Consider the following 24,022-nt stretch of genomic DNA (forward strand, 5'->3'; position numbering starts at 1 on the left):
TCAAAAAATCTGTTGTTTTTTACAATGTTTTAAAGACTTATTTTGCCAAACTTTAAAAACTCTAGATATAACCATTTCGATGAACTATATGAATAAGCCTCACACTTCTTTTTTATAGTAGGTGTGAGGTTTTATTTTGTGAAAAATAGAGGACATTCGCAATTTTAAGTGGCTGATCATTTACAAGGGAAGTAGACGAGAGTTTTGCCTGTCAGGGAAGCGTATAACAAACAACATTTCAACTTTAAAACAGAAGAAGCATTGGAAAACTGAAAGCGCGAGACTTAAAAGTTTTTTTTCAACGTTTATGGGAAAAGACAGATTTTCACGTTAGACTTCAATGAAACATAAAAAATCAAAAAGCATTTTTCACTGTGAGAAGTTGTGCGGCAGGCAAATTCCTTGTAATACCATTGAACAGTTTTTTACAATCCTTATAAGGAGAGTTTAAAAGGAGTTGAAAAAATGACGAATTCTCAGAAAAAAAGATTGGAAGAGATTGAATTCTCAGTTTTGGATTTGGCTCCTGTTTTATTAGGGAAAACGCCGGCTGACACATTCAAAAACAGTTTAGACCTTGCGCAAAATGTTGAACGATTTGGATATAAACGTTATTGGCTTGCAGAGCACCATAATATGGAGGGCATCGCAAGCTCAGCTACTTCTGTATTAATAGGCTATATTGCAGGAGGTACGAAAACGATTCGTGTAGGATCTGGAGGCGTCATGCTTCCGAACCATGCTCCTCTTGTGATTGCTGAACAATTCGGGACATTAGAGTCGTTGTATCCAGGTCGAATTGATTTAGGGATAGGACGTGCTCCTGGAACAGATCAGGTGACATCCATGGCATTGCGAAGAAATTTACATGGGTCAGTATCAGAATTTCCAAACGACGTCCAAGAACTCATCAATTATTTTGCTCCGAAAGAGAAGCGGAAAGGATATGTACGCGCAGTTCCTGGTGAGGGATTAAATGTTCCTGTTTGGCTGCTTGGATCAAGTACGTATAGCGCTCAGCTTGCAGCAAAGCTTGGACTTCCTTTTGGGTTTGCAAGCCATTTTGCACCGAATCACTTATATGAAGCACTGAAAATATATCGTGACCAGTTCCAGCCGTCAGAACATTTGAAGGAGCCGTATGCGTTGGCGTGTGTGAATGTCGTGGCAGCAGATACCGATGAAGAGGCGAAGTATCTTGCAACCAGCTTGTATCAAATGTTTTTGGGCGTGATCCGAGGAACTTCTAGATTGTTGCAGCCTCCTGTTGAAAGCATGGATGGAGAATGGAATGAATTTGAAAAAGAAGCGGTACGCCATCAGCTTTATTTTTCGTTTGTTGGATCTAAGCAAACAATAAAAGAGAAGCTTCAAAAATTTTTGGATGACACTCAGGTAGACGAAATAATGGTTGTTTCATATATATACGACCATTCGGCTCGCGTGCATTCGTACCGTATTTTATCTGAGATAAAGAATGAAATGTAGTTCTTTTATTTTAAATATGTTATTTTCGGCAACTATCAATACTGTTTAACTTTTTCAGTTAGGGAAGAGATCTGAGAGCGGCAGACTCCTTTTTCAGAAATGTTATTTATGCTGTCATAAAAGCAACGATGTTTATGAATTGCGGATTCTCGAAACAGGCTATCAGCTTTGCTGACAGCTTGCTATTATTTCTCTGATAGCAGATATTTGATGTAGTTATAACTTTTCTGAAATGGGCTGCCCGATGAGTTCCTAAAATGAAGGATTTTGGAGCAATACTACTGTGAAGGACAAAAAAATCCTGTCCTTCATAGAGGCATGAAGTCAACTAGAAGCAATTGTATGTGCTGAATGTCTGTCATAAAACTTTTGAAGAACGAATTCAGAAAGAGAGCATAAGAAAAGTCCTTCATAGACTTCTGAAGGATATAAACAAGATAGAAAAAATGACCTGTCCGATAAGTTCCTAAAATGAAGGGGCTCCAAAAAGTCAGTTAATCCTGACTTTTTGGACAGCCCCGCAACATTTTTTATATGATGCGATTTTAAGAGAATTGCTGAAACTAGGCAAAAAAAGATGCCATTTCAGGGAATATTCCAATTCTAATAGCCTTATAAAATAACAGTAAACGCTTACAAAACAGGAGGTTCAAAATATTTTTTTTCAAAACGTTGTTGTTTTTTAAACGACGGCATGTTTCTTTATTATTGATTGAATGTTAGTTCTTAACTTTTGGGGCTGCCGGCTGACTTACTTTCTCAAATGTGATCAGTGCGTTCCAGCTGCCGGAAGATTGGCCGTCTGCCCAATATTTCGGTTGGTCATCGTCTTCAAGCATGCTTAATAGCATGGCGAGATGTCTTCCTCCTGATTCTACCTTTGCCAGACGGGCGTATTGAGGAAGCATTTGATAGGCTGCATCATATTCTTTGTTTACTATATAACTAATGAATTGTTTATCTAGTGCATGTTCTGAAGCGGTCGGTTTATTGTGTCTGCCGCGGACTAAATTGTGGGAAAGTGCGCCGCTTGAAACAAATACAATTTTCTTTTCGCTTTCTTTTAATACTTTTGCAATCAGCTGTCCCCATTTATACGTTTCATCTAAAGTGGCAGCCATCGTCACGGACAAATTCACAACAGGTATGTCTTCATTCGGCACAAGGTATCTAAGAGGCACAACCGTTCCGTAATCCCAAACATAGTAAGGGTCGTCTATTCCTACAACTTGCAGTCCAGCATCTTGACCGATTTTTACTAGTTCATCACCAAGCTGTTTATCTCCGGGATATTCATAGGGAACATCACGAATTAAATCAGGACATTCAAAAGCGGTTAAAATGCCCTTATGGACAGGAGTGCAATCAACATAATGGAAAAAAGTCGACGGCCAATGGCAGGAAACAAGAACGATGGCATCCGGTTTTAAATCATAAATTGTCTTTGACATCTTTTGCATTTCAATGGCCATATTCTTTTGAAAGTCGGGGACTTGGTCAAAATGGCACATGCTTGGCACATGAGGCGCTAACATAGCCAGCTCAATCGTCATCGCTACTTCTCCTCCTTTAAAATTATTTTCTTACTTCAGATGCGGGTTTGCCCGCAATTCCCCAATGGGTTTTTGGCACCTCTGTCACTAAAACGCGGATGTTTTCTTTTGGTGAATCGAGCGTTTCCGATACAGTATTTGTTACATTTTGAATTAACTCCTTTATTTTCTCTGGCGGCCTGCCCTCCATGATTTGAATAGTAACAAAAGGCATGTCATCCCTCCTATCAGGTAAGAAATTTTTTCTTTCGCTATTTAAACAACATGGAAGCTTACTTCGCCCAATCCGTCAAATTTTCCTGTGACATAGTCGCCTTTGTTTATCAAGACGGCGCTCGTGATTCCTCCTGTTAGAATGACATCACCTGCACGCAGCTTTTGTCCTTTTCGTGATAACATATTGGCAAGCAGAGCGACGGAATGGGCAGGATGGCCAAGCACAGCGGCTCCGGCTCCTAACTCTTTTATTTCGCCGTTTATGGAAAGAGTCGATCCAACTAAATCAAGTTCTAATCCTTCCGGCTTTTTCAAAGACGTTCCGAATACAACCCGGGATGTTGACGCATTGTCAGCGATTACATCAGGAAGCGTAAAATCAAAATTTTCATATCGGCTGTCGATGATCTCAAGAGCCGGCATCACGTATTCTGTTTTCGCAAGCACCTGTGCACCATTGACACCAGGTCCTTCAATATCTTCTTTTAATACAAAAGCGATTTCCGCCTCCACTTTTGGGTGGATTAAGTCATGAAAAGGCAATGCTCCGCCGTTATTGATCACCATATAATCGAATACATAGCCGTAAATAGGCTCATTGACCTTCATTTGCTTCATCTTAGCAAAACTTGTCAAACCCATTTTTGGACCGATGATACGGTGACCTTCATTTATTTTCATATTGACAATCTCTTGTTGAATGGCGTAGGCTTCTTCGACGGACAAATCCGGTTTTAATGAGGCCGTTACCTTTTTTACTTCACGTTTTTCCTTTTCCGCTGTTACTAAGTAGTCAGCAATTTTTTTTATATCTGCGCCAGCCATTTGCTGCATCCTCCTTAAGTATGTGCCGTTTGTTTTTGTTTTGAATTTCAGCAGCTACATCAATAATCATATCCTCTTGACCGCCAACAACCTTTCTTTTGCCAAGCTCAACTAATATGTCGCGCGAATCAATTCCGAATTTTTTGCTGGCAGCTTGTGCATGCAACAGGAAGCTTGAATATACTCCAGCATATCCGAGTATTAGTCCATCTTTTGTAATTTCTTGCGGCTTTTCCAAAATGGGGGCTACTATGTTTTCGGCTACGTCCATAATTTTGTATAAATCGATTCCGGTGTTGATTCCTAAACGGTTGAGCACCGCGATTAATACTTCCGTTTGAGTGTTGCCTGCACCGGCGCCTAAGCAGCGGATGCTTCCGTCAATCCGCGTCGCTCCTTCTTCAATGGCTGCTAATGTATTGGCCATTGCTAGGGAAAGATTGTTATGGCCATGGAATCCGATTTCAATTGACAAGCTGTTTTTTAAAGCTTGAATCCTTTCTTTTACTTCATGCGGCAGAAAAGCGCCAGCTGAATCGACAACGTATACAACATCAGCTCCATAGCTCTCCATAAGCTTTGCTTGCTCAACCAGTTTTTCTGTTGGAACCATATGGGCCATCATCAAAAAACCGACAGTTTCCAATCCTAATTCTTTTGCGAAAGCAATATGCTGTGCTGAAATATCCGCTTCTGTTACATGAGTGGCGATTCTCGCCATTTTTACCCCCAGCTGTGCAGCTTGTTTTAATTCTTTCATTGTCCCGATTCCCGGCAAAAGCAAAACAGCAATTTTGGCATTCGTGACAGTAGATACAGCGGCTTCGATCAATTCCATTTCATTTGTTAAAGAAAGTCCGTATTGCAGAGATGAGCCACCTAAACCGTCTCCGTGCGAAACTTCAATATAAGGTACATTGGCATCATCCAACCCTTTTGCGACGGCTACGACTTGATCCACAGTATATTGATGTCGAATCGCGTGGCTGCCGTCTCTTAAAGCGACTTCAGTAATCAGTATGTTACGTTCTCCCACGATATTCACTCCTTCCTTAAACATTCACTTTAGAAGTAATATTTTTCGCCCATTCCTCCGCCACTTTCACTGCTGCGGCTGTCATGATATCCAAATTGCCTGAATAAGTCGGCAAATAGTCTCCAGCGCCTTCCACTTCAATAAAAACTGTTATTTTATTTCCGTCAAAGAGAGGTTCTTGTCTTAAGCGATAGCCCGGTACATAAGATTGGACTACTTCCACCATATCTTTGACGGATTGAGTAATCTTTTTTTGATCGACAAAATCATTTTCTACAAGGCAATATATCGTATCTCTCATCATAATCGGCGGTTCAGCAGGGTTTAAAATAATGATAGCCTTCCCTTTTTTAGCGCCGCCGATTTCCTCGATTCCGCGCGCTGTCGTTTCGGTAAACTCGTCAATATTTGCTCTAGTTCCGGCACCGGCGCTTTTGCTTGAAATCGTTGCCACAATTTCTGCATATTTGACAGGCTGAACTTTGTTGATGGCATGAACGATCGGAATCGTCGCTTGGCCTCCGCATGTAATTAAATTAATGTTGTCGGCATCCAAATGTTTATCAATATTTACAGGAGGTATGACAGACGGACCGACGGCAGCAGGTGTTAAGTCAAGAACTTTTTTCCCTGCTTGCTTCAGCAATTTTGCATGGCGTATATGAGCTTTTGCGGAGGTGGCATCAAATAGAATATCCGCTAGATCGGGATTTTCTAAAAAACCTTTAATGCCGGTATCAATCGTGTAATATCCGAAATCTTTTGCTTTTTTTAATCCGTCCGATGAGGGGTCAATTCCGATGACCGTTGTAAGCTCCAACACATCTGATCGACGGATTTTGTACATTAAATCTGTTCCGATGTTGCCGGACCCTAAAATTCCAACCTTTACTTTATTCATAAAATTCTCCTTTCAATCTATTATTCTGTAAATGATACAGTTACATGCCCGAGATGAGCGAACCGCGCCGTAAAGACGTCTCCAGCTTGTGCATCAGCGGCTCTGGATAGAGCGCCTGATAAAATGATTTCTCCGGGACGTAAAGAAATATCAAAATCAGCCAGCCTGTTGGCGAGCCATGCGACACAGTTTGCCGGATTGCCTAATGCTGCTGCGCCGACACCGGTATTGACTAGTTCCCCGTTTTTTGTCAAGCTCATTCCAATTAATTCGAGATCAACATTTTCTATTTTTTCCGGTTTTCCTCCCAATAAGAAATATCCGGATGAAGCGTTGTCGGCAATGGTGTCAGCCAGCTTGATTTTCCAATCTTTAATGCGGCTGTCGACAATTTCTAATGCCGGAACAATATAGTCAGTTGCTAAGATCACGTCTAAAGCGGTTACGTTTGGACCTTTAAGCTCCTTTTTTAAAATGAAGGCAATTTCAGCTTCTACTCGCGGCTGCAAAACTTTTTTCATGGAAATGCTTCCGCCGTTTTCAACGACCATGTAATCTAATAAATGTCCATAGTCCGGTTCATCGACTCCAAGCAGCTTTTGCATTGCTAAAGATGTTAAGCCGATTTTTTTTCCGACAATTTTTTGACCTTGATCGACCTTTCTTTTTATATTTTCCAGTTGTATAAGATAAGCTTCTTCGGCAGTCAGATTCGGATCAACGGCAGTAAGAGGATCTGTCGCCCTGTTTAAAGCTTCAGCTTCCTGCAGTTGATTGGCAAAGTTGGCAATTTTCGTTGTTAACATTTTTTCCTTCCTTTCTCATTCAGACAGAATGATTTGGTAAGCAGGCTATTTTAACATACTCCTTATGTTTCAACGGCACCTGAAATTATAGCTTTATCGTTATGTTTGAAAGCTCTGTATAAAAATCTAAGCTGTGCATGCCGCCCGTTCTGCCAATTCCGCTGTGCTTCATTCCTCCAAACGGCGTTCGTAAATCACGCAGGAACCAGGTGTTGACCCAAATGATGCCTGCTTCAATTTGATGTGCCACCCTGTGTGCACGCCGTAAATTATTTGTCCAAATAGTTGCGCTTAATCCGTAATGTGTATCATTGGCTTGGGCTATAACTTCCTCCTCCATGTCAAACGGAGAGACAGTTACAACTGGGCCGAATATTTCTTCCCGTACGCAGCGGGAATTTCGATCCAAACCAGTTATGATTGTAGGTTCGAGATAATAACCCTTATCTAGTCCGTCTGGACGTTTTCCGCCTGTTAAAATTTCTGCCCCATCTTGCTTGGCTATGTCGATGTAGCTGTTGACGCGTTCGTAATGTTCCTTGCTTACGAGTGCGCCGACATCTGTGCCATTTTCAAATGGATCGCCAATCTTTAATTCTTTTGTTTTCTTTACAAATTTTTCTAAAAACTCTTCATAAGCTGGGCGCTCTACATAAATTCTTGAACCGCAAAGACAAACTTCGCCTTGGTTAATAAAGCTTGATTTGATGGTAGTTTCAATGACTTCATCTAAATCTGAATCGGCAAAAATAATGTTTGGATTCTTGCCGCCCAATTCATATGAAAGTTTTTTCAAGGAATTAGATGCTGCTTTCATAATGGCTGCTCCTGTACCCGGTTCACCGATAAAGGAAATGGCGTCAATGTCAGGATGTTCGGCAATTGCTGCCCCAGCGGAGTTTGGACCGAAGCCATGAACAAGGTTGACAACTCCGTCCGGAACACCGGCCTCTTTGCAAATTTCCATTAATGCAGTAGCGGTTAAAGGAGTCCACTCTGCAGGTTTAATAACAGCTGTGTTGCCCATTCCTAAACATGGAGCCAGCTTCCAAGTCAATAATAAAAGAGGTAAATTCCAAGGCTTGATAATTCCCACTACTCCGACTGGGCGTCTGTGTGCATAATGAATGGCCTGATCATCTTGCTGATAAGCTTCATTCGTAATCGAAATGATGTAGTCAGCGAAGAAGTGGAAGTTATAGGCAGCACGGGGAATGTCAATTTTTTTTGCAAGAGATAGCGGTTTTCCTGTATCTAATGATTCCAATCGTGCCAGCTCATCCTGTCTTTCTTGGATTAAATCGCCAATGCGCCGCAAAATTTTTGAACGCTCCGTTAATGTTATGTTTTTCCAAGGGCCGTTCAAAGCCCTTTTGGCAGCGGAAACGGCATAGTCGACTTCTTTTTTTCCTCCTTCAGCGACTGTTCCGATTACTTCCTCAGTTGCAGGATTAATATTGTCAAAGGTCCTTTTGTTATCGGATTCAACAAATTGTCCGTTAATAAAATGCAAGCAGTTAATCGTTCCGTTTGAGTTGATTGGCATGATTCACCCTCCCGAATATCATCATAAATTTCAACTGTGACTTTAATGGTAGTTTCCCTATGTTGCACTTTCAACTTCTAAATTGCTATATATGCAACAAATATAAAAATTTTTAAAAATATCGAAATATTTAATTTTTTACTTTTCAGTTGTTCATATATTTGATATATTCTCGTATAAAGAAAATTGATGTAGAGGGGGAGGGTGTACATTGAATGGAAAAGACGAGAAAAATCAGCTTTCTTCCATCAAAAATGCGCTGAAAATATTGAAAAGCTTTACAATGGAAGAGCCAGAAAAAAAAATAAGTGATTTATCCAATTCTCTAGGATTAAATAAAAGCACAGTCAGCAGGACAATGAAGACGTTGGCAAGTGAAGGATTTGTTTATAAAGATTCAGAAACGAAGAAATACAGATTGGGATTATCCATTTTATCTTTAAGCGGCGTGCTATTCAGCAATATGGATATTTACAGAGAATCGCAACCTGTACTAAATAAACTGGTCGAAACAACCGGTGAAACTGCCCATATTTCTGTATTGGACAATTTAGAAGTTGTTTATTTGCAAAAAGTAGAGTGCAATCACCCCGTAAGATTTTTAACCCATATCGGGAGACGCAATCCGCCTTATTGCACGAGCTCTGGAAAAGTTTTAATTGCATTTTCGGAAAATGAAACGGTCGAAAAAATTATATCTAAAGGGTTAAAGCGTTTTGCAAAAAATACGATTACGGATCCTGAGAAGCTGAGAGATCATTTAAAAAAAGTAAGGGAGAATGGGTATGCCGTCAGCATTGAAGAATTGTCCGAGGGAGTTAATTCCATTGCCGCCCCGATTTATGATTATACCGGAAAGGTTATTGCAGCACTTTCTGTAGTCGGTCCAAAACAACGAATCAATTCTTACAAGCTTAAGGCGATGGCGAAACAAGTGATCGCAGCAAGCAAGGAAATTTCTGAAAGAATGGGGTATTTGAATTTTTCTTAATTTGGTGGGAGAGTGGAGAGATGTATGATTTTCATACACATTTCATCCCTGAAGGCGTGATGGAATGGGTAAAAGAACATAAAGAAACTATTCATGCTGAATGGGTGAAAAAAGAAAAGGATAAGGAAGAGTTTTTGATTGTTAATCAAAAATGGGGATTTGAATTAAAAAAATCTTTTTTAGATTTAACCCTTTTTTTAAACGAACAATTGAAAGCGGGAGTTCATCATTCCGTCATTTCGCCGATACCGCAGCTTTTTATGTACGAGTTTCCGGAAGAAATCACTGCTGAACTATCCGGCGTGTATAATGATTCATTAGCGCGGCTTGTGCAATCGTTCCCGGAAAAATTGTCTGCGCTGGCAACGGTTCCGTTAAATAACCCGGATAAAGCTGCACAAATCTTGACAGATGCGATGGGAAAAGGGTTAAAAGGAGCCATTATCGGTCCTGGGGCAGCTAATCATATGCTGTCAGATGAATTTTTTATCCCATTTTTTGAAGCAGCCGATCGGTTGAAAGCGATTGTTTTCATTCATCCGTTATTGAGCGAAGATCCTCGCTTGAAAAGAAGAATGATGCCAAATTTAATCGGTGTTCCGTGGGAAACAACGATTTGTGCTACAGACCTTTTATTAAGCGGATTGATTGATCGATTTCCAAATGTGAAAATATTATTTGCCCATGGCGGAGGATTTTTGCCTTACCAAATCGGCAGAATAGAAAAAGGATACGAAGAATGGGAAGCGGTTTCAAAAAATTTAACATCTTCTCCGAAAGAATACTTAAAGCGTTTTTGGTATGACAATGTTTTGTGGGAGCAAGCAAGCATTGACTATTTAGTGCGAATAGTGGGAGAAGATCGAGTAGTGCCTGGCTCCGATTTTCCGTTCGACCTTTCTGTCTGGCCTCCAAATGAAAAGCATTGCAAAGGGGCAAGTTCATTAATAGATTTTTAAAAGCTTTTCGTCTTTTAAGCCAGCAGGCTGGACAATCAATCGCTAAATGATTTATCTTTTGAATCATCGTTCCGGTTTTTGTTAGCAAAACGTTATTTCACGAACGGGCCCAGCATCATGAAAACGGAAATGTCGTTGTATTATATGGCAGCAGAAAAGCATAAAAGCAGTCTAGACTTGCGGACTGCTTTTATGCCGTTGTGTGCTGAACAGGCAGTAAAGGTGCTATCTCGTCTATTATTTTTTGATCAGCAATGACAGTATAATTTCCGATCGTTTGTATAGCTCCGCCCGCTTCGCACACAAGCAGCTGTCCAGCAGCAATATCATAAAAATTAGGCTTATAGTAAACTGCGATATCAAGTTTGCCGCAAGCAATGTAGGCTAAAGTGACAGCAGCTGTTCCGATCATTCTGACTCGGTAAACGTCGTTTACAATGTTTTCAAGCAATGAAATGCGCTCTTTATTCGTTTGTTTATTGGCGTCCTTTGCAAAATCGCCAATGGAAATAAAAGCTTCCGCCAGGCTGGCATTTCGAATGTTTATAGCATTTCCATTTAAATAGGCTCCTTCTCCCTTTGCTGCCCAATACGTTTCCCCAAAAGCAGGCAATGATATAGCAGAGACGACTGGATCATTTTGATAGGTTAGGGCGATGGAAACTCCGTAAAGCGGAACGCCGAAACTGTAGTTGATGGTCCCGTCAATAGGGTCAATCACCCATTCAAATTCATCCTTTCCCCCAATGCTGCCGGCTTCCTCACTGAATATGCGGTGATCAGGATATGTCTCCTGAATGCGATCAATGATCAGCTTTTCAGCTTTCAAATCCATTTCAGTCACAAAATCTTTTGCTGACTTTAATGTTTGCTGCCCAGCTTTTCCTGCATACGGCCGAATCAATTCACCGGCCTCTTTAGCTAACTTTATCGCAAAAGGCAAATATTGCTTATACATTGCGTTCCTCCTTCGGAAAAGTGAATCAATGATTGATTGCTATTAATTAATCATAATATATTTCAAGAAATTTAGGAATAGATGGAATGTTAACACACACTTGCTTTAGAAGTGTAATGAAAGGTTTCCACATGAGAAATGAAATGCCCTGGATAAGAAAAATCATCTTACATCTTGCATTGAACGCTTTTCTCTTCATATCTTCCGATGTTTTACATGTTCGATGGTGCAGCGGCTTGACGATTTAATGACAGAATATTATAATTTTAATAAAATTGGACTGCCCAACAGTCCAAAAAAATGAAAGGAACATGTTTATGAAATCCAATATATTTAATGAGCTCACCAATACGAGAGTTTACGAAAAAATTGTTGATCAAATTAAGCAGCTGATAGAAGAAGGAAAACTAAAACCAAATGACCGCCTGCCTCCGGAGCGTGAATTGGCGAAAATTCTCGGGTGCAGCAGGACTTCTTTGCGGGAAGCATGCAGAGTTTTAGAATCGGAAGGAATCATTATTTCAAAACCAGGCGGCGGACGGTTCGTTCAAAAAGTCGATCAAAGCTTGATTCTGAAATATCAGATCAACCCTATTGATGTACTCGAAAAAACAACAGTGATTCAATTTTTGGAGGCCCGGGAAGCATTGGAGCCAAAAATTGCTGAAATAGCATGCGAAAGGGCAACGAAAGAAGATATAGAAAAGATGGAAAAGGCATTGAAATTAATGGAAGAAAAGTTGAAAAATCCGGAAGAGGAAATAGATGCAGACAGCAACTTTCATTTATCTCTCGCCCAAGCGACACATAATTTTGTGTTCATCTCATTTATGGATACGAATTTGAATTTATACCGCCAAGTGCGAAAGCAAACGTTGCAGTCGCAAGCGCGTTATTCTGAATCTTTTTTTGAACATGAAGCGATTTTGGAAGCCGTGAAACAGAAAGATAAAGCAAAAGCATCGGAAGCGATGAAAGTCCATTTAAGCAATTTGCGAAGCAATGTATTAGGCATGCTGCCAGAGAAAAATTAATGTTTTGGAGGGGGATACGATGGAAAAAGGAAAATATGGTCCGTTAACAGGAGTAAATATTTTGGATATATCGACTATGATCGCTGCCCCTTTTGGGGCAACACTGTTAGCTGACCTTGGAGCCGAAGTGACGAAAATTGAATTGCCCAATAAAGGTGATACTTTGCGGACTGTAGGCCCTTGGAAGGGGAATGAGCCGCTCAGATGGCCAGGGCTTGCCCGCAACAAAAAATCAGTTACTTTAGATATACGGAAAGAAGAAGGAAAAGAAATTTTAAAAAAACTTATAAAAAATACGGATATTTTAATTGAAAACTTTCGCCCCGGTACTCTTGAAAAGTGGGGGCTAGGGTATGAAGAATTGAAAAAAGCAAATCCTAAATTGATTATGGTTCGAATCTCCGGCTACGGTCAAACAGGACCGTATCGCGAAAAAGCCGGGTTCGGAACTCCGTGCACCGCTTTCAGCGGCCATACTTATATCCAAGGGTATCCGGACAGACCGCCTGTCAGTCCATCTTATTCATTGCTTGATTATATCACTGGTGTATATACTGCATTTGCTGCGGTCAGTGCATTATATTACCGTGATAAAACTGATGATCCAGAAGGGCAAGTAGTCGAAATGGGATTATATGAATCGATTTTCCGAATGCTCGAATTTTTAGTAGCTGAATATGACCAAAACGGTATAGTAAGAGAAAGAACACCCGGGTTGGCCGGACATTCAAGTCCAGCAGGAACATATGAAACGAAGGATGGAAAATATGTTGTTCTTGTTTGCAGTACTGATTCAACTTTTAATCGGCTTGCAGAAGCAATGGAACGAACAGATATGCTTGAGGATGAACGTTATTATACAAATTCACAACGTTTAAAACATGACGATGAAGTACAAAAGATTGTCTCTGACTGGATACGCCAGTTTACGCTGAAGGAGCTGCAGGAAAAATTGGATTTGTACGGTGTGCCTGTCAGTCCGATTTTAAGTATTAAAGATATTTTTGAAAATGAACATTATCAAGCTAGGAGAAACATAGTAGAAGTTGAGCATCCTCGGCTTGGAAAAGTAAAAGTGCCGGGCGTCGTTCCTAATTTTTCAAAAACTCCTGGAACCATTCGTTACCGCGCTCCTGAGCTTGGAGAGCATAATGAAGAAATATTAGGCGGAAAATTAGGGTTATCAAAACAGGAGCTTGCCGAGTTAAAAGAGAAAGGAGTCATTTAAATGAGTGATGCCATGTTTCCTGCAAGGGTCATCATTTGCGAAGTTGCGCCGCGCGACGGGTTTCAATCAGAGGATCAATGGATTCCGACTGAACAAAAAATAAAAATTATCCGTGCGCTTGCGAACACAGGAGTTCAATCGATAGAAGTGACATCGTTCGTTCATCCGAAAGCAATTCCGCAGTTGAAAGACGCCGAGGAAGTTGTGAAAGGGATAGAAGATTTAACGCATATTAAATTTCGGGCTTTAGTGCCAAATGTAAAAGGGGCCCAAAGAGCAATTGCGGCTGGAATAAAGAAATTGAAGCTTATGCTCTCGGCAACAGATTCGCATAGTTTATCAAATGCAAACTGCCTTGTGGAAGAAGCGCAAAGAGGATTTGAACCTATTGTCGATTTGGCGAAAAAACATAATGTTGAAGTAGGAGGATCAATTTCCGTTGCATTTGGATGTCCATACGAAGGAAAAGTGCCTTTAGAAAAAATAGTAACAATTGTAGATCGATATAAGAAAATGGGGATAACTGAAGTTTCGCTTGCTGACACGACAGGAATGGCCAATCCAAAACAAGTCTATCAATATCTTGGCGTATTAAAAAAGGAATTTCCTAACATGACTTTCTCCATGCACTTCCATAATACGCGCGGAATGGCGTTGGCGAATGTGGTTGCCGCTTTGCAGCAAGGTGTCATCCATTTTGACAGTTCTGTCGCAGGTCTCGGCGGATGCCCATATGCACCAGGAGCAACGGGTAACATTGCAACAGAGGATTTAGTTCATTCACTAGAAGAGATGGGGATTGAGACTGGAATTCATTTAGATCGCATAATTGACGTTGCAAAAGATGTAAGAAACATGCTCGGTCATGATGGAGGAAGCTACATGCTTCAGGCAGGACCTTGTTCGAAATTGAGTCCAAAACCAACTGCTCAGGAAAAATTAGAAAAGTAAAATGATTGATATGGAAAATAAATAAAAAATTATCATTCATATTTTTAGATCGATCTAATATGGTCGATCTATTTTTTGCCGTCAAAAAAAGAGCCAGTTGAAATGCGTAAACCCAATCTGTTAGGCATTGAATAAAGAGTCGTAGCAGGGCAGAAAAGTGACAGGAGCTAAAGGCGGTTGTTGAAAACGAAAGAGCAAGAAACTCGAATGGTGAATTCGAAAACTCTGGCGATGACTCATTCGCTGTATCAAGGAGAACGTGGAATTCTGGGCAAGATCCCTGCCGCAACGTTCCTTGACAACATGATCATTTGTTCGGGAAGACGACCGACAGGAAGACTTGCCGGATTTACCTGCCACTTCAAGCCATCAGATCCATGTTTCTATCAAAGAGGGAAATTTACAAAAAAATTTGGACTTAACCGATTGTTATATTATATGTTATCGAAGGCTTTCCACATAAAAATCCCTTCCATGAGCTTTCTTTTTTCGGTCAACTATATCATTCGTGCGGTGGTTCAGTTTTTTATTGTGCAGTAGACATAGTATGATGATCATTGCTTTCTTACAACTTTATATTCGGCGGATCATTTCCCTTATAAAAGAAAGGACTAAGATATAACATGTGTCAACAGATTGCCGGGAATAGATTCCAATTCATCGGTGGAGGTGGACAAGAGATGCTGATGAAAAATAATTTTTACTATATATGTAAGAAACTAGTGAAAATTCATTTCTTCTTTTGTCTCTAAATAAAGTGCAGTTATAAATTTTTTTATGCTCAATCGGCATTTTGTTGTCTTTTCTCCATTTTTTAGTTCCTCCATTCGTTGGCGGATTTCTTCAAAATCAAATAAACGAGGGGCGTAATGTTCGAAATTAGGATTTGTATAATCAGTTAATCCAATTGAAGCTAAATTGGTGAATGTTTGTAAAACTATTCGGCGAATACGCTGTTCCATGGCACGCAATTCCTTTTGTAGAGATTCTTCATCAAAATGATTTCCAGATTGCAGCAAAATTTGTTTGTATAAGTCTTTTAATTGAGGAAGGTCGTGTATATTTTTTCCATTCTGTTCTCGAGCCTCTAGCCATTTTATCACTGCTAATATGTCAGAAGTTCCCGTCTCGCCAGCAATGCCTAAAGTCAGAAGGAGATGGCAAGCTTTTTCCTCAATCGAATGTTTTGCAGAATATGTAGAAGCTTTTAAAAATGGTTGCTGATCTTTATCATCCATTACTTCTAATAAATTGCGAATAGATATAAGTGAAGAAGATAAGGCAAGATGGTTGGCAACTCGTTTTAAAACGGAAACAACTTCGTATTTGTTAATAGGTTTTTGAATGTATGTGTCGACACCTTGCAAGTATGCTTCACCGACCATTTCTTTATTTTCAACTTGAGAAATCATAATAAAGGGACCGGTGAATCCTTCGCTTCTCAATTTTTTCATTGTTTGAATGCCGTCTAGTCGAGGCATCAATAGATCAATTAGAATAACATCCACATTTTTGAGTTGATCGATTGAAACGTTAATCCCATCATCTGCTTGTCCGATAACTTTTCCAAGCCCGCTGTCTGTTATTATTTTTTCCAACATTCTTCTAATAACAGGATCGTCTTCAATTAGGAAGAAGCGAAGGTACATCACATTCCCCCCCTTTCTTTATTATGGAATACCTATGTAAGCGTTTTAAACAGCTGATCTTTTGGTATCGTTACTATAAATTGAGTAGGTTGTCCTTTTTCATTTGATAATTGTATTGAACCATTTAAATTTTGTACAATTTTTTGGGCGTGTGTCAAACCGATTCCTGTTGATGGATTCCCGTTTTTGTCAAATTTTGTTGTAAATCCGGGTTCAAAAATCCAGTCTTGATCTTCCTCGGATATACCAATACCGGAGTCGGTTACGAAAAATTTTATGTTATGATTATCTTCCACTACACGCAGTTCAACCCAACCTGAATGATGTATTGCTTCGACTGCGTTTGAAACAAGGTTGTTTAATACAGATAGAAGAGCATATACATGGTTAGTACATGAGTCAATATCACATTTTTTTTGGAATTGAATTGGCTTTTCTAAAGCTTCTGCATATTTTTGATTTGTTTTAATAACTAAATCGCAAATATCTGTAATGGAAATATGAAGGTTTAGTTGCTCTTGACTCATTAGTTTAGATAATCCTGCCAAAATCTTTTGTGAATCTTTTTTCACTTCATGAACATGTTCAGCAATATAAAGGGCTGTACTTGCCTCTTTATTTTCTAATTCCATTAAACGCATATATAGTTGATAACTTTTTCTAGTAATATCTTCTAGATGGCTCATTGATTTTCGCAAAAAAAATGTTTCTTCATAAAGGCTTGTATTGATCATAACGAGACGTTCGAGTTCATGTTGTCGCGCTTCACTTATGGCTTTTAATTGAGAAAAATTCAAAATATTGTAAAGCCCTACTGCGCAAAAACTTCTCAAAATCCCAAATAAAAGTAGCATCCAAATAGTTTCTAACGTGAGGGTAAATTGTTCTTGTATTAGTATGCGAAAAGATAATTCCACCATATTAGATGAAAAATCAATGCATGCTCCAATGATTCCTACACGAATGGGAGTTTTTAAATATTTTTGTATTTTTGTAACATAAACGAGTAAAGTAAAATTAAAATAGTAAAAGGCAGCGGGTAAATGGATAAAGAAACTGTCGATCCAAAAGACTTGCCCTAATATAAGATCGATCATCATCCGAAACAGCAAAACAAAAATGCCAGTACTAAATCCAGTTACAAGGATAGGAGCAGATCGAAAAGATAGTAATCCAAAGAAGAAAATTGCACTTCCTAATGAAAATCGAAAAAAATTATCAAAAGGATTGATTTTCATTTCTCCCAGAAGTGCAGTAGTGAAAACAAGGACAACAAGTGTCCAAAGGCGGTTATTCATCGCATTCTCCCTCATAGACAATTATAATACCATTATGGCCAGAAACCTACGAAACGTCTATTTAGATATATTTGTTTTCCAACCGTCTTGAAACTAATGATAATAAATAATTTACAGTAAAATACATGAGAGCAACTAAAATAAAGATCGGAATGACATAGTTGATATTTTTGCCATTAATGATTTGTGCATGATTCATTAATTCTGGTAAAGAGATCACGACAGCAAAAGAAGTATCCTTTAGTAGTGAAATGAATTGACTGACAATTGGCGGAACCATCCGGCGTAAAGCTTGCGGCAGTATAATATACCATAAAGTTTGCAAATAATTTAATCCAGAAGAACGAGCAGCTTCTATTTGACCTTTTTCAATGGAATTTAATCCACTTCGAACAATTTCTGACAACATAGTAGATTCAAAAACTACTAATGCTAAAATGGCAGCGGCCATTTTATCTAATTTTAACCCTATTTCTGGAAGAGCAAAAAATGTAAAGAAAATAATTAATAATAACGGTAAGTTTCGAATCGTTTCCACCCAAACGGCCAGTAGGTGACTAATGATCGGAACTTTTGTGTAACGCAATACACCGATCATGATGCCGAATATAAAACTAAGGGTAATGGATATAAAAGCAACAAGTAGGGTGACAGAAAATCCTTTCAAAAGAAATATGATATGACTGGGAGAATAAGCACCAATAAAATCCATTTTGTTTTCCCCTCCCTCTATAATTTCTCCCAATTCTTTAACACCTATAGATTCTTAACCTCATGTTAATGGATACAAATTGAATTTATTCAATATATTTACATGGTAGAGGGTTATCCTCTTTATCTATTTTTTGCTAGTCTGCGTTCAAGGAAACTGACACTTAAGCTTAAAGGAATAGTTAACAGCAAGTAAAACATAGCAACAAAAATATATACATCAAATGTTACGAATGTTTCAGAAGATATTAAATCACCGAAATACATGAGATCTAAGCCAGCAATTACACCGAGTACAGACGAGTTTTTCACAAGATTAAGAAATTGATTTCCTAATGGAGGGATAACAATTTTAATTGCTTGTGGCAAAATAATATACCACATCGTTTGTACGTATGTTAAACCGGAAGAACGGGCAGCTTCCATTTGACCTTTCGGTACTGCTTGAATACCTGCACGTATCGACTCGGCGATAAATGCGGCTGTATAAGTTGTAAGACCTAGTGTTCCTGCCAAAAAAGAATTAATGCGTAACCCCAAAGCGGAAGGAGCGAAAAAGAATACAAATACTATTAACATCAACGGGATGTTTCGGATAAATTCCACATACATCGTGCCAAGCCAATTGAGTGGTCGAAAGGGAGCTATACGGAAAATAGCGATAATTGTTCCTACAACTAAGCTTGCAATCATAGCTAATACACTAGCTTTTATTGTATTAAAAAAGCCTTCTATATACATATCCCAATGATCAATGAGTATGGAAAAATTCAACAAATATAATCACTCCTTTCAGGAAGAAACAGATGAGGGTGAAAAACCGCTCATCTGTTTATTAAATTATTTTTCATTTTTTGGTACGTCTCCGATCCATTTCTCATAAATTTTGTCATATTCACCGTTTTCTTTAATTTCTTTTAAATATTCATTAATTGTATTTACAAATTCTGTATCACCTTTGCGGACAGCAATTCCATAAGGTTCTTCTGTAAATGTTTCATCAACGACTCGGAAATTAGGATCTTGCTTTGCCATTCCTAGTAATAAAGCATTATCTGTTGTCAAAGCATCTCCTTGACCAGCTTTTAAAGCAGTAAAGGCTTCAGCATAATTTTCAAATTCTAATACAGTTGCTTCTGGTGCTTTTTCACGAATATTTTGAGCGGAAGTAGATCCTTTTGCCGTTAAAACGGTTACACCTTTTTTGACGTCAGAAATACCGTTGATTTTGCTGTCTTTCTTCACAAGTAAAGATTGTCCGGCCATAAAATAAACATCTGAAAAATCTACTTCTTTTTTGCGCTCTTCCGATATAGTCATTGTGGCAATGATACAGTCGATATCGCCATTGTTTAAAAGAGGAATTCGGGTTTTAGAAGTTACTTCTTTCAGTTCGATTTTATTTTCATCTCCTAATATTTTTTTAGCTAAACCTTTAGCAATATCGATATCAAACCCTTCCACCTTTCCGGTTTTAGGATCCTTAAGTCCGAAAAGATTTAAATCATATTTTACGCCGACAATCAATTTGTCCCTTTCTTTTATTTTTTCTAACGTATTTTGATTGTCGGAAGAATTTTCTGTTTTTTCTTGTTCTGCAGTAGTATTAGTAGTAGTTTTTCCGCCGCAGGCTGACAAAATAGATATACATAAAATAGAAATTAAAGAAATGGAAAGTATTTTCTTACAGAATGATCGAAAGCTCATATATAACATCCCCCTTCATATTTAATGATTTAATATTCTGTTTAGGAAATTTTTTGCTCTTTCTTCTTTTGGATTGGAGAAAAATTCTTCAGGTGTTGAAACCTCCAAAATTTTCCCTTGATCAATAAACACAATTCGGTCTGCAACTTCTCGGGCAAAACCCATTTCGTGTGTTACAACCACCATGGTCATCCCTTCTTTCGCCAGCTTTTTCATGACGTCTAACACTTCTCCGATTGTTTCTGGATCCAGTGCAGAAGTTGGTTCATCAAACAACATGATTTTTGGTTTCATTGCAAGACCACGGGCAATTGCAACACGCTGTTGTTGTCCTCCGGATAGAGAGGATGGATAGGAATTTGCCTTATCAGGTATTCCTACTTTTTCTAAATAGTACATTGCAGTTCTTTCAGCCTCTTCTTTTGCAACTCCTAACACTTTTATAGGAGCCAGCGTAATGTTTTGTAGGACGGTTTTGTGAGGATAAAGATGAAAATGTTGAAATACCATCCCGATGTTGCGGCGTAATTTATTTATATCTGTTTTTTTGTCATGAACTTTTACATTATCTACTATTAATTCTCCACTAGAAATTGTTTCAAGCCTGTTAATACAACGAACGAGTGTACTTTTCCCGGATCCTGAAGGACCTATAATGACGACAACTTCCCCTTGTTTAATATGCAGATTGATATTTTGCAGAACATGGAATTTTCCGTAATGTTTATTTACTTCACGGAAAATGATCATTAATCAACCCCCTCCTTTCTATATGTAAATAATTTTTAAAATATTTAACAAATTTTAAATTAATATTAAATTAAATCTACGAAAATCTACAAAAAATTACAAAAACCAAATAAAAAACCTTGTCATATTTTTTTACAAAAGTAGAGAATGGTATAAATGGGGATACTTTAAAAAATTTTATGTAATGCGGGGCAGATACAATATTTCTGAATGAGTTTGGAATTGATAGGGAACCGATTTCCTTTGCAGGAGACTGTCTAGAAAGTCAAATTCCAAAAATATTAACGTTTTAACCCATAAAAAAGAGGCATCATTAAGCAGTAAACACAATTAATCTGCCATATATGATTAATTGTTACGTTCTTCGAATTTTCGCTGGAGGGCTTCCTGCGCTTCTGCAAATCTTCGCAACTTTTCGTTCTGCTAAAAGTTTGAAAGGTCAAATATAATGCTTTTTCAGCGGATTCTTAACTGCTTAAACTGTTCATCGGCTTTAGACGTTTCCGAATCTCCTTGATCGCTCGTTGGATGGTATTTATCGTGTACATCACACTTCGATTACTGCTTAGGTTCATGAAGGCGAGACTCAAGATCGGGCTTCTCTTTTAAAATTTACTCAATTATTCCGATGCAAACTGCCGAAACAACTTCCATGCGTTTTCTTTACCCGGAGATCGATTAGACTGATGCCCTTTTGGTGCTAAGAACGAAACTCGGAATTTCAAACGCGAATTTCCCTTTTATAAACACTATACGGGCTCGCTTTAGGAAGCGATCATCAAGACACGGGAAATTAGCATGTGGATGAAAGTCCCTATTCTCCTGACGATCAGATCAGTTGTATGACCAGAAAGAGAGGACATCAAAAATGGAGCAACCGTCCACTATCCAAGCGTTATGCCGTTTTATATTTGGATTACGACGGTTGAAAAAAGTCATTTATGTAGTGTTTAGAGTAAACGAAAAAGGACATCGCAAAATTTTGGATTTTTTCGTAGGTGGACAAAATTTTGTAAAACCTTTACAAAAGAGGTGTCAAGAAGTGCTTTAAGCGTATTCGATGATTGCCAGGACTGGAGGAGGAGCGATTTATCCGAAAGGCGACGTACAGTGTCTGTCATACTCTTAGCCGTGTAAATTAGAAATAAAAAAAGGATCTGGAAATGAAAGTATATGGATTTCGTTACATATTGGGATGTGTCCGCCTGTTCGATTTGATCTCATCTAGCAATCAGTTCTAATTTTTTTTGATTTATCATCATCATTGTGATTTAGAAAAAATGAAAGCATTTACGAAATCCTAAAAAAATGATCGCAACAAACATAAATGCTTTATCAATAATATGAAACCGATCGGCTTTCAGGGCCACTTCTTCCCGTGTAGATTTGGACGGCGCTTTTTAAGCAAATCGACTTGTGCTTTCTTCTTCTAAACTTTTAAATTGCATGTGTTTTCATACTTCCCGCCGATCGTAAAAACGCATCAAAAAGCCTCTATATTTTGACATTTCTTAAATTTTGCGTATGCCGCTTAATTCCAAAGTGTTTACGGAGTTGGCGATAAGGGAGCCCTCCTTTCATTTCAAACGAACGACTTCACGTTTCAGATCTTCTGAATATGAGTTACATGTTTGATTTTTCACCATAAAAAATCCCCTCTCCGGCAGACTCCTAAGAACACTTTTTTTACTTTCCACCTGGAGGGGATAAAACCACACAGTCCCATCCAATGGATCAATGAAAATGATTATGAAAGGAAACGGACAGCGGAATTTGATCTTGGTGTTAACGCTGCTTGTTCAGCGCCGTTCTAAGATTGGCCAACTCATTTTCAATTTCCGTAAGCTGCTGTTCCGCTTTTTCTATATTTCCTCCGACTGATTCAAGCTTTTCGATGTCCCCTTGAATGCGGATATAGTCAGATTTTAATTCGGCGATTCTTTGTTCAATTTCTTGTTTTGTCATCAATATTCACTCCAATGTATATGATTTCCTGTTTACCATTTTATCATGAATGTCGGAATGATACCTTACACGATATGAGTGATTCCAACTAAAAATGTATGAAAAGTAACTATTATTTATGAAAGAGTCGAAAATATAATTATTTTTTCCGAAATAAAATAAGGAGAATTTTTGCACCGTCTCTTTTAAGGGGTTTTTGGAAAAGGAGTAGGAAAAGGAGAATGAAAAATGTTTTGGTGCTGATGGAAAAAAATTTTGACCGAATCTACAAAAACTTTAACGATTTATGCTCAATGTTTGAAGAAAATCATCATTTAGACTACCAATCTTTTGAAACATATCAACAATTACGGAGAAAATTAATAGAAGATGTAAAAGCTCTTGAATATTTTATTGTTGGAACAATGAAATCTAAAGAAAAATAACTTTTCAATTAATAAAGGCTGCTTTGTTGATTTCGTTGCAAAAGATATATGATTTATGAAAAGATAAGTACAAAAAAGAAAAAGAGGAGGCAGGATGAAAAAAATTATAGCGGAAGCATTAAGGGCTGCTGGAGATTTTGGAGTAATCGAAAACATTCGGAAAGTAAGCGGAGGTGATATTAACGAAAGCTATTTTGTACAGACAGAAAACCAAACGTATTTTTTAAAGTACAATTTAGAAGCTCCCGAAGATTTTTTCCGTCTGGAAGCGGAAGGGCTTCAACTGATTAGGGATACTAACACCGTGCGCGTACCGAAGGTGTTTGCTTACTCCGAGAATTCCAACGAGGGATTTTTGATCATGGAATGGGTGAACGGTAATAAAGATGATAATACAGAAAAGCTGTTAGGCCAAAAGCTGGCAGCTTTACACAAAAGCCATTTTGTATATCACGGATATTCGAAAAATACATATATTGGAACGCTGCCTCAAAGAAACCGCCTTATGTCATCTTGGCTTGAATACTATCGGGACTACCGTTTAAGCGGACAAATGGAAATAGGAATCAAGAAAAATTATATACGTGGTGAACGTGGAAAAAGATTGGAAACTCTCCTTAATCGCTTGCATGAATGGATTCCAGCAAACGTGGAGGCTTCTCTTTTACACGGCGATTTATGGGGAGGGAATTGGATAGTTGGACCGAATGGGGAACCATTTTTAATTGATCCGTCCGTAATGTATGGAGATCGCCATTTTGAAATTGCCTTTACCGAATTATTTGGCGGCTTTTCCCAAGATTTTTACCGCTCATATGAAGAATATTACCCTCTTTCCGAAAGATATGAGGAAATCAAGCCTTTGTACCAGCTTTATTATTTGCTTGTCCATCTGAATTTGTTTGGGGAATCATATGGTGGAGCAGTAGACCGCATATTAAAAATGTATGTTTAAAAAAGATGAGGACTGAGAACCGTTAGTTTTTTCGGTTTAGACAACTGTTTCCCTTCGTTTTAAGAGTTTG

Annotated in this window: 24 protein-coding genes; 9 read left to right on the top strand and 15 right to left on the bottom strand. The window is 38.5% G+C overall.

Annotated features, from left to right (window positions below):
• Positions 1-465: 465 nt before the first annotated feature.
• A complete protein-coding gene (locus NSQ41_RS01565) occupies positions 466-1,488 on the top strand; it encodes an LLM class flavin-dependent oxidoreductase (protein ID WP_063388387.1) in 1,023 nt (340 codons plus the stop codon).
• A 719-nt stretch (positions 1,489-2,207) separates the two neighbouring features.
• Here NSQ41_RS01565 and NSQ41_RS01570 read toward each other — a convergent pair.
• The 7 genes from NSQ41_RS01570 to NSQ41_RS01600 all read right to left on the bottom strand — a co-directional run bounded on the left by NSQ41_RS01570 (position 2,208) and on the right by NSQ41_RS01600 (position 8,371).
• The gene (locus tag NSQ41_RS01570) at positions 2,208-3,041 is read right to left on the bottom strand and encodes an extradiol ring-cleavage dioxygenase (protein ID WP_339210848.1); all 834 of its coding nucleotides are present in this window, start codon (positions 3,039-3,041) and stop codon (positions 2,208-2,210) included.
• Positions 3,042-3,063: 22 nt separating this feature from the next.
• The gene (locus NSQ41_RS01575; protein ID WP_063388385.1) at positions 3,064-3,255 is read right to left on the bottom strand and encodes a 4-oxalocrotonate tautomerase; all 192 of its coding nucleotides are present in this window, start codon (positions 3,253-3,255) and stop codon (positions 3,064-3,066) included.
• A 41-nt stretch (positions 3,256-3,296) separates the two neighbouring features.
• Positions 3,297-4,082, bottom strand: coding sequence for a fumarylacetoacetate hydrolase family protein (locus tag NSQ41_RS01580; protein ID WP_130157905.1), 786 nt, complete (start codon positions 4,080-4,082; stop codon positions 3,297-3,299).
• Positions 4,051-5,121: a 4-hydroxy-2-oxovalerate aldolase gene (gene dmpG, locus NSQ41_RS01585; RefSeq protein WP_339211588.1), complete on the bottom strand. Its 1,071-nt coding sequence runs from the start codon at positions 5,119-5,121 to the stop codon at positions 4,051-4,053. Before dmpG ends, NSQ41_RS01580 begins: the two co-directional genes overlap by 32 nt.
• A gap of 13 nt (positions 5,122-5,134) precedes the next feature.
• Complete coding sequence (locus tag NSQ41_RS01590) at positions 5,135-6,019, bottom strand: acetaldehyde dehydrogenase (acetylating) (RefSeq protein ID WP_339210850.1); 885 nt, start codon at positions 6,017-6,019, stop codon at positions 5,135-5,137.
• Between the two features lie 20 nt (positions 6,020-6,039).
• Positions 6,040-6,825 (bottom strand): 2-keto-4-pentenoate hydratase, encoded by a 786-nt coding sequence (locus tag NSQ41_RS01595; protein ID WP_117017461.1) that lies wholly within the window; start codon positions 6,823-6,825, stop codon positions 6,040-6,042.
• An 85-nt stretch (positions 6,826-6,910) separates the two neighbouring features.
• Entirely contained in the window at positions 6,911-8,371 is a 1,461-nt protein-coding gene (locus NSQ41_RS01600) for an aldehyde dehydrogenase (protein WP_063388380.1), read from the bottom strand.
• A gap of 211 nt (positions 8,372-8,582) precedes the next feature.
• Here NSQ41_RS01600 and NSQ41_RS01605 point away from each other — a divergent pair, with 211 nt between their 5' ends.
• Together NSQ41_RS01605 and NSQ41_RS01610 are read left to right on the top strand one after the other, a co-directional pair.
• A complete protein-coding gene (locus tag NSQ41_RS01605; protein ID WP_063388379.1) occupies positions 8,583-9,362 on the top strand; it encodes an IclR family transcriptional regulator in 780 nt (259 codons plus the stop codon).
• Between the two features lie 20 nt (positions 9,363-9,382).
• Positions 9,383-10,321 (top strand): amidohydrolase family protein, encoded by a 939-nt coding sequence (locus NSQ41_RS01610; RefSeq protein ID WP_339210852.1) that lies wholly within the window; start codon positions 9,383-9,385, stop codon positions 10,319-10,321.
• A gap of 190 nt (positions 10,322-10,511) precedes the next feature.
• Here the strand turns inward: NSQ41_RS01610 and NSQ41_RS01615 are convergent, their stop codons facing one another.
• A complete protein-coding gene (locus tag NSQ41_RS01615; RefSeq protein ID WP_066247136.1) occupies positions 10,512-11,279 on the bottom strand; it encodes an inositol monophosphatase in 768 nt (255 codons plus the stop codon).
• A gap of 317 nt (positions 11,280-11,596) precedes the next feature.
• Between NSQ41_RS01615 and NSQ41_RS01620 the strand changes: the two genes are divergently transcribed.
• The 4 genes from NSQ41_RS01620 (at position 11,597) to NSQ41_RS01635 (ending at position 15,032) form a co-directional block, all read left to right on the top strand.
• Positions 11,597-12,313, top strand: a complete 717-nt coding sequence (locus NSQ41_RS01620) for a FadR/GntR family transcriptional regulator (protein WP_063388391.1) — start codon at positions 11,597-11,599, stop codon at positions 12,311-12,313.
• Between the two features lie 19 nt (positions 12,314-12,332).
• Entirely contained in the window at positions 12,333-13,541 is a 1,209-nt protein-coding gene (locus NSQ41_RS01625) for a CoA transferase (protein ID WP_339210854.1), read from the top strand.
• Positions 13,542-14,492: a hydroxymethylglutaryl-CoA lyase gene (locus NSQ41_RS01630; protein WP_339210855.1), complete on the top strand. Its 951-nt coding sequence runs from the start codon at positions 13,542-13,544 to the stop codon at positions 14,490-14,492. It abuts the gene before it with no gap.
• A gap of 177 nt (positions 14,493-14,669) precedes the next feature.
• A complete protein-coding gene (locus NSQ41_RS01635) occupies positions 14,670-15,032 on the top strand; it encodes a hypothetical protein (RefSeq protein WP_339210856.1) in 363 nt (120 codons plus the stop codon).
• Between the two features lie 179 nt (positions 15,033-15,211).
• Here the strand turns inward: NSQ41_RS01635 and NSQ41_RS01640 are convergent, their stop codons facing one another.
• The 7 genes from NSQ41_RS01640 to NSQ41_RS01670 all read right to left on the bottom strand — a co-directional run bounded on the left by NSQ41_RS01640 (position 15,212) and on the right by NSQ41_RS01670 (position 22,572).
• Complete coding sequence (locus tag NSQ41_RS01640) at positions 15,212-16,141, bottom strand: response regulator (RefSeq protein WP_339210859.1); 930 nt, start codon at positions 16,139-16,141, stop codon at positions 15,212-15,214.
• Between the two features lie 32 nt (positions 16,142-16,173).
• Complete coding sequence (locus tag NSQ41_RS01645) at positions 16,174-17,439, bottom strand: ATP-binding protein (protein WP_339210861.1); 1,266 nt, start codon at positions 17,437-17,439, stop codon at positions 16,174-16,176.
• 61 nt (positions 17,440-17,500) lie between these two features.
• On the bottom strand, positions 17,501-18,151 hold the full coding sequence (locus NSQ41_RS01650) for an amino acid ABC transporter permease (RefSeq protein WP_339210863.1): 651 nt from the start codon (positions 18,149-18,151) through the stop codon (positions 17,501-17,503).
• A gap of 122 nt (positions 18,152-18,273) precedes the next feature.
• On the bottom strand, positions 18,274-18,927 hold the full coding sequence (locus NSQ41_RS01655) for an amino acid ABC transporter permease (protein WP_327856070.1): 654 nt from the start codon (positions 18,925-18,927) through the stop codon (positions 18,274-18,276).
• Positions 18,928-18,990: 63 nt separating this feature from the next.
• Positions 18,991-19,857, bottom strand: a complete 867-nt coding sequence (locus NSQ41_RS01660) for a glutamate ABC transporter substrate-binding protein (RefSeq protein WP_066247116.1) — start codon at positions 19,855-19,857, stop codon at positions 18,991-18,993.
• A 21-nt stretch (positions 19,858-19,878) separates the two neighbouring features.
• Complete coding sequence (locus NSQ41_RS01665) at positions 19,879-20,607, bottom strand: amino acid ABC transporter ATP-binding protein (protein WP_327873198.1); 729 nt, start codon at positions 20,605-20,607, stop codon at positions 19,879-19,881.
• A 1,785-nt stretch (positions 20,608-22,392) separates the two neighbouring features.
• Positions 22,393-22,572, bottom strand: a complete 180-nt coding sequence (locus NSQ41_RS01670; RefSeq protein WP_063388738.1) for an SE1832 family protein — start codon at positions 22,570-22,572, stop codon at positions 22,393-22,395.
• 221 nt (positions 22,573-22,793) lie between these two features.
• Here NSQ41_RS01670 and NSQ41_RS01675 point away from each other — a divergent pair, with 221 nt between their 5' ends.
• Positions 22,794-22,997 (top strand): hypothetical protein, encoded by a 204-nt coding sequence (locus tag NSQ41_RS01675; RefSeq protein ID WP_339210865.1) that lies wholly within the window; start codon positions 22,794-22,796, stop codon positions 22,995-22,997.
• 94 nt (positions 22,998-23,091) lie between these two features.
• Complete coding sequence (locus NSQ41_RS01680; RefSeq protein ID WP_339194019.1) at positions 23,092-23,952, top strand: fructosamine kinase family protein; 861 nt, start codon at positions 23,092-23,094, stop codon at positions 23,950-23,952.
• The last annotated feature ends 70 nt before the right edge of the window (positions 23,953-24,022 follow it).

It is taken from the genome of Aeribacillus sp. FSL K6-8210 (assembly GCF_037963925.1).
GTDB lineage: Bacteria > Bacillota > Bacilli > Bacillales > Aeribacillaceae > Aeribacillus > Aeribacillus composti.

Excerpts from the sequence above, each read along its gene's own strand:
- NSQ41_RS01565 (WP_063388387.1), top strand. The coding sequence starts at position 466 with ATGACGAATTCTCAGAAAAAAAGATTGGAAGAGATTGAATTCTCAGTT.
- NSQ41_RS01570 (WP_339210848.1), bottom strand. The coding sequence starts at position 3,041 with ATGACGATTGAGCTGGCTATGTTAGCGCCTCATGTGCCAAGCATGTGC.
- NSQ41_RS01575 (WP_063388385.1), bottom strand. The coding sequence starts at position 3,255 with ATGCCTTTTGTTACTATTCAAATCATGGAGGGCAGGCCGCCAGAGAAA.
- NSQ41_RS01580 (WP_130157905.1), bottom strand. The coding sequence starts at position 4,082 with ATGGCTGGCGCAGATATAAAAAAAATTGCTGACTACTTAGTAACAGCG.
- NSQ41_RS01590 (WP_339210850.1), bottom strand. The coding sequence starts at position 6,019 with ATGAATAAAGTAAAGGTTGGAATTTTAGGGTCCGGCAACATCGGAACA.
- NSQ41_RS01595 (WP_117017461.1), bottom strand. The coding sequence starts at position 6,825 with ATGTTAACAACGAAAATTGCCAACTTTGCCAATCAACTGCAGGAAGCT.
- NSQ41_RS01600 (WP_063388380.1), bottom strand. The coding sequence starts at position 8,371 with ATGCCAATCAACTCAAACGGAACGATTAACTGCTTGCATTTTATTAAC.
- NSQ41_RS01610 (WP_339210852.1), top strand. The coding sequence starts at position 9,383 with ATGTATGATTTTCATACACATTTCATCCCTGAAGGCGTGATGGAATGG.
- NSQ41_RS01615 (WP_066247136.1), bottom strand. The coding sequence starts at position 11,279 with ATGTATAAGCAATATTTGCCTTTTGCGATAAAGTTAGCTAAAGAGGCC.
- NSQ41_RS01620 (WP_063388391.1), top strand. The coding sequence starts at position 11,597 with ATGAAATCCAATATATTTAATGAGCTCACCAATACGAGAGTTTACGAA.
- NSQ41_RS01625 (WP_339210854.1), top strand. The coding sequence starts at position 12,333 with ATGGAAAAAGGAAAATATGGTCCGTTAACAGGAGTAAATATTTTGGAT.
- NSQ41_RS01630 (WP_339210855.1), top strand. The coding sequence starts at position 13,542 with ATGAGTGATGCCATGTTTCCTGCAAGGGTCATCATTTGCGAAGTTGCG.
- NSQ41_RS01640 (WP_339210859.1), bottom strand. The coding sequence starts at position 16,141 with ATGTACCTTCGCTTCTTCCTAATTGAAGACGATCCTGTTATTAGAAGA.
- NSQ41_RS01645 (WP_339210861.1), bottom strand. The coding sequence starts at position 17,439 with ATGAATAACCGCCTTTGGACACTTGTTGTCCTTGTTTTCACTACTGCA.
- NSQ41_RS01650 (WP_339210863.1), bottom strand. The coding sequence starts at position 18,151 with ATGGATTTTATTGGTGCTTATTCTCCCAGTCATATCATATTTCTTTTG.
- NSQ41_RS01660 (WP_066247116.1), bottom strand. The coding sequence starts at position 19,857 with ATGAGCTTTCGATCATTCTGTAAGAAAATACTTTCCATTTCTTTAATT.
- NSQ41_RS01665 (WP_327873198.1), bottom strand. The coding sequence starts at position 20,607 with ATGATCATTTTCCGTGAAGTAAATAAACATTACGGAAAATTCCATGTT.
- NSQ41_RS01670 (WP_063388738.1), bottom strand. The coding sequence starts at position 22,572 with ATGACAAAACAAGAAATTGAACAAAGAATCGCCGAATTAAAATCTGAC.
- NSQ41_RS01675 (WP_339210865.1), top strand. The coding sequence starts at position 22,794 with ATGAAAAATGTTTTGGTGCTGATGGAAAAAAATTTTGACCGAATCTAC.
- NSQ41_RS01680 (WP_339194019.1), top strand. The coding sequence starts at position 23,092 with ATGAAAAAAATTATAGCGGAAGCATTAAGGGCTGCTGGAGATTTTGGA.